Source organism: Streptomyces sp. NPDC005899 (genome assembly GCF_040629645.1).
GTDB lineage: Bacteria > Actinomycetota > Actinomycetes > Streptomycetales > Streptomycetaceae > Streptomyces.
Map to the genome: position 1 here is coordinate 1 of NZ_JBEXWB010000458.1, position 4,158 is coordinate 4,158.

6 protein-coding genes and 1 pseudogene are annotated in these 4,158 nt (G+C 66.0%); 3 read left to right on the forward strand and 4 right to left on the reverse strand.

Annotated features, from left to right (window positions below):
• Positions 1-224: 224 nt before the first annotated feature.
• The gene (locus tag ABZ371_RS29770; RefSeq protein WP_358685394.1) at positions 225-437 is read left to right on the forward strand and encodes a cold-shock protein; all 213 of its coding nucleotides are present in this window, start codon (positions 225-227) and stop codon (positions 435-437) included.
• A gap of 206 nt (positions 438-643) precedes the next feature.
• On the opposite strand, the gene ABZ371_RS29775 is transcribed toward ABZ371_RS29770, so the two are convergent.
• On the reverse strand, positions 644-796 hold the full coding sequence (locus ABZ371_RS29775; protein ID WP_358685396.1) for a hypothetical protein: 153 nt from the start codon (positions 794-796) through the stop codon (positions 644-646).
• Between the two features lie 148 nt (positions 797-944).
• Positions 945-1,085 carry a hypothetical protein gene (locus ABZ371_RS29780; RefSeq protein ID WP_358685398.1) on the reverse strand — a complete coding sequence of 47 codons (141 nt, stop codon included), beginning with the start codon at positions 1,083-1,085 and terminating at the stop codon, positions 945-947.
• Here ABZ371_RS29780 and ABZ371_RS29785 point away from each other — a divergent pair.
• Positions 1,047-1,319 (forward strand): annotated as a pseudogene (locus tag ABZ371_RS29785) (transposase); the annotation flags it as partial. The gene ABZ371_RS29780 and the pseudogene ABZ371_RS29785 sit on opposite strands and share 39 nt — an antisense overlap.
• 134 nt (positions 1,320-1,453) lie before the next feature.
• On the forward strand, positions 1,454-1,690 hold the full coding sequence (acpP, locus tag ABZ371_RS29790) for an acyl carrier protein (RefSeq protein WP_358685401.1): 237 nt from the start codon (positions 1,454-1,456) through the stop codon (positions 1,688-1,690).
• A gap of 343 nt (positions 1,691-2,033) precedes the next feature.
• Here acpP and ABZ371_RS29795 read toward each other — a convergent pair whose 3' ends face one another.
• The gene (locus tag ABZ371_RS29795) at positions 2,034-2,765 is read right to left on the reverse strand and encodes a hypothetical protein (protein ID WP_358685404.1); all 732 of its coding nucleotides are present in this window, start codon (positions 2,763-2,765) and stop codon (positions 2,034-2,036) included.
• Positions 2,766-3,359: 594 nt separating this feature from the next.
• Positions 3,360-4,058: a tectonin domain-containing protein gene (locus tag ABZ371_RS29800; protein ID WP_358685407.1), complete on the reverse strand. Its 699-nt coding sequence runs from the start codon at positions 4,056-4,058 to the stop codon at positions 3,360-3,362.
• Between the last annotated feature and the right edge of the window lie 100 nt (positions 4,059-4,158).

The following is a 4,158-nucleotide window of genomic DNA, read 5'->3' on the forward strand; positions in this document are numbered from 1 at the left end:
TCGGCACCACGGCCTCAGACGGCTCGACGGTCTCGGCCTCGGTCACGTTGTCGCTGGTCATCGATGCATCTTCCATGATCGGGAGTTACACCGATTGTTTTACAGTCCCGATCACTTTGTGCGACAAGGGCGGGGGTTCCCAGGATTGTCCCCGTCATCGGGAATGATCAGCTCGTTGGGCGTTTTGCACGTCCAGCTCAAGCATGTGATCCGAGGGAGTAGATATGGCGGAGCGGCAGTTCGGCACCGTGAAGTGGTTCAACGAAGAGAAGGGGTTCGGCTTCATCACGCCCGAGAGCGGTCCGGATCTCTTCGTGCACTTCAGGGCGATCCAGGGGAACGGTTTCAAGAGTCTCAAGGAGGGCCAGAAGGTGACCTTCGTCGCGGTGCAGGGTGAGAAGGGTATGCACGCGGATGAGGTCATCGCGCAGGGCTGAGCCCCTGATGAGGGAACGTCTGCTGCTGGCCTGAAGCTGATTCCGTTGCCCGGCAAGCAGCAGACGGGACTGCTGCAGGGGCAAGCGTCCACGGGTAGAAAGCCACTGGTCGTCGACTCTCCTGACACCCGGCCAGGTCAGAGGTCATCAGTGGTCCCGGGTGCCGCCCTGGCACCCGGGGGACCGTCGTCGTACGGTGCGGCAGGTCAGGCGGGACCGCCGTCCTCGGGCAGGACGATGATGCGGGTGCCGTTGGGCGCGGTGCGGCCCAGCAGCCGGAGCTCGTCGTTGTTGCGTACGAAGATGACGATGCCCTTGAGCTGGCTCCAGTTGACGAATGCCGGGCGGGGGCGGAGCACGGCGTACGGGCGGTCGACGACGTACAGGGGGCCCAGCGGCGATCACCGTCGGTGGCCGCAGGTGGGCGACGACGTTGTGCAGGATGCGGGCGGCTTCGACGGCGGCGGCGTTCAGCTGGTCTCGTTCACAGTCGGGGAGGTTGGCGTCCTACACGGGCTCGGGGCGGGGCGCGGGCTCGGTGGAGGCGGGACGGCCGGCCGGGGCCCGCGGTAGCGCGGCGAAGCGGGGAGCGGCGGGCAGCTTCTTCGCCGGCGTCTCCACGCCGACAAGGCCTACGACGTCCCTCACCTGCGAAAGTGGCTGTGGGGCAAGCACATCGGTGTCCGTATCGCCCGCAAGGGCATCGAGTCCAGCGAACGCTTGGGACGCCGCAGATGGGTCATCGAACGCACCATGTCCTGGCTGACCGGCTACCGCCGGCTCAACCACCGCTACGAACGCTATCCCCGCAACTACCTGGCCTTTCTCGGCCTCGCCGCGGCCATGTGCTGCTACAAGCGACTCCTCAAGCTGACCACGTAGGACACGGTCTAAAGCCGTGCCGCCTCGATCAGGCTCTCGTTACGGCCCAGGGGGAGACCGAGCCGCAACTGTCGGTAGACAGCGTCGCGAGCTTCTCCCATTTCCGTTCGAGGCCGATAAGAGGAGGGCAACGCGTGTCCACGATCGAAGAGCGCATGAAAGAACTCGTCGCTAAGCAGCTGAATGTGAGGGTGGAAGAGGTGGCCAACGGAATGTCCTTTGTGGAGGACATGGGGGCGGACTCTCTCGATACCGTCGAACTCGCCACGGCGATGGAGAAGGAGTTCGGGATCGAAATCCCCGATGGGGACGCCGAGAGGTGCACCACGGTGCAGCATGCTCTCGACTACGTCGGCTCCTACCTCGCATAGACCGGCTGGCGACTGGATCGTCTGAAGCGTCAGGTGGTGGGGCGGCCGTCGACCAAGCCGCCTCACCTCACCATCTGCCGGTCGGTCTTTTAATCACTCCTGAACAACGCCACAGCCTGATAGGTGGTTACCGCCTCGTTGGGCAAGCGGGCAACGGTCAAGCTGCAGCTGTCCTGTCGCGCTGAAGATTGAGCGATGTCATCGAAGGTTGGGTGAATGCGGCGTTCACGTTCGGCGCACGCAAGGCCCGCGTCGGGACTTGGCCCGCACCGGCGTGCCGGTCGGGGCCGAACTCCGCCGGACGCGGCCGTCCAGGGGAGTTCGGTGTGGGCCGGGTTTGGGATCAGCCCAGTTGTTGGGCGTTCAGGCCGGTGAGGCGTTCGTAGGCGGGGTTCTCGTCTGGGTAGAGGACCTGGATGTGGATGGGGAGGGCGGTGCCGGGATCGACGCTGTGTCCGCCGCCTTGGGGGGAGCCGAGCAGGACGGCGCCGTCGGTGCCGTTACGGAGGATCTCGCCCCAGAAGGCGTCGGTGAAGCTCTTGGGCAGTGAGGTTCCCTCCGGCAGGTCACCGAAGCCCACGGCCCACTTCATGACGCGGGTGTCCTCTGCGTGCATCGTGAGCCGGTAGGAGTAGATGTGCCCCGGGCCTTCCGCCCAGTGGCCGCGCGGTGCCTGGTCGACGCGCAGGTTCCCGACGAAGCGGGACGCCAGCGCGGACTGGGCCTGGTCGTTCCAGGAGCCGTTCGGACTCCCGGCCATGGGGATAACGGCCAGGTTCGCGATCGAGGTCCCCCGGTCCACCGGCAGTGAATGCCCCTGTTGGTCGGCGGCGGAGAAGAGCGCGTTGTCCTCGACCGTGTTGTTGACGACGGCACTCACACCGTCGCCGCTGTGGTCGAACCCGTACTCGGAGAAGTCGTTGATGTACGCGCCCATCGGAATGGCCAGGATCTTGTCGCCACGCCCCGGGGTCTGGCCCGCGTTGAAGTTGCTGGCCCGGTAGAGGCAGAAGTTCCCTTCGGGGCACGCCTCGGCTCCCTGGCCGTAGATCAGCTTCGGTTCCTTATCGCTCACTGCACTCCCTTACCGCTCACGGCAGCCGCCGGGTCCTGCGGACCGTGGCTGTGCCAGATGTTGTAGGCGGGGCTTGAGCCCAGCACGCCGTGACGACCGGCGGCGCATATGCCCGGCGGCACACTATGTCGTGCCTTGACGACTCAAAGTGACGACACGTGAGACCCGCATTGCCCATGGGGGCTGTCGGCGTTGATGCAGCACTGTGAGGCTGATCTTGGATGCGGGCCGCAGGTCAGGAACGCCTCTCAGGGCCTCACCTCAGAACCCGCAGTTCTCAGAGGACGGCCATCCCGAGGAGACCACAGCCCTCGCGCTGGCCCGGTCCCGGCCCGTAACCACTCAACCTTCCCTGCGTTGTCCTGCGGGACCGGGTGAGCCCTTCGTATGGTTCATCCACCCAGGGACGTCGGGTGTGGCTTTCAACCTTCTGCCACTCGTGGCTGGCATTGCTGAATGCTCATGTCGCCTGCCACGAGAATGTCAGTTCTCTGCCATCTGAAGGGTCAGTCGCGTGGGGCGCCCTGCGAGCGCTGAATCGCCTGTCCGGGGCCGTGCGGGCCCGGCCCGTGGTGGCTGGGCCCGCACGTGTGGTCAGCTCGGCTGGTCGCCGGTGTAGCGGTAGATCTCACCGCCGGGGTTGATGTGCCACACGGTGCCGTCGGCACCGGCGGCGATGTCGTGGGCGGTGCCGGGGATCTTGATCCACGGGTTGCCGCCGCTGGCGTCGTTGTTGGTGTACCGGTAGATGCTGCCGGCGGGGTCGACGCCCCACACGTTCGTCCGGGAGCCCACCGCGATGCGCTTGAGACTGCCGGGGACGCTCTTCCACGGGTTCGAGCTGTCCTGGTCCCCGGTGTACCGGAAGACCTGGTTGCCGCCGTTGACACCCCACACGGTGCCGTCGGCACCCGCGCCGATGTCACTCAGCGCCCCGGGAATCTTGACCCACGGGCTGGCGTCGTAGTTGGTGTACCGGTAGATGGCGCTGGCGGAGTCCACCCCCCACACGTTCGTCCGGGATCCCGCGTCGATACGGACCAGGCTCCCGGAGATGCCCACCCAGTTCGTGCTCCCCTGGTCTCCGGCATACCGGTAGATCTGGTTGCCGCTGTTGACACCCCATGTGGTGCCGTCGGCGGCCGCACCGATGTCGCTGAGCCCACCGGGGATGTTGATCCACGGGCTGGCGTCGTAATTGGTGTGCCGGTACACGGCGCTCCCGTGGTTCACACCCCACACCGTCGTCCTGGACCCCGCCGAGATGGCGGCGAGACCGCCCGCGATCTTCACCCAGTCTGAGCTTGTTCCGCTTTGACGGACACCATTGGTGTGGTGGTCAGGCTGCGAGTGCGGTCTCGTACTCGGCGGGGCTGACGTAGCCGAGGCTGCT

What these genes read in the sequence shown, in the direction of transcription:
- ABZ371_RS29770 (WP_358685394.1), top strand. Translation starts at nt 225, where the DNA reads ATGGCGGAGCGGCAGTTCGGCACCGTGAAGTGGTTCAACGAAGAGAAG.